This window comes from Neisseria sp. HMSC069H12 (assembly GCF_001812735.1).
In the GTDB taxonomy this organism is placed as follows: Bacteria; Pseudomonadota; Gammaproteobacteria; order Burkholderiales; family Neisseriaceae; genus Neisseria; species Neisseria subflava.
Map to the genome: position 1 here is coordinate 67,412 of NZ_KV810297.1, position 237 is coordinate 67,648.

A 237-nucleotide genomic window follows, 5' to 3' on the forward strand; every position below is an offset into this window, starting at 1 on the left:
GGGTGCGATGTATGCCAAAGGGCAAGGAGTCCATCAAGACTATGCTCAGGCAATGATGTGGTATCGCAAGGCCGCAGAACAAGGGGCTGCTGCTGCCCAATATAATTTGGGATTATTGTATGCCAATGACTCCAGTCTCCATCAGGACTATGTACAGGCAGAGAAATGGTATCGCAAGGCTGCAGAACAAGGGTATCCAGCAGCCCAAAATAATTTGGGTGCGATGTATGCCAAAGG

General features: G+C 49.4%; 1 pseudogene. It reads left to right on the plus strand.

The annotated features are described in order from the left end of the window. Positions 1-237 (plus strand): annotated as a pseudogene (locus HMPREF2872_RS09450) (SEL1-like repeat protein); the annotation flags it as partial.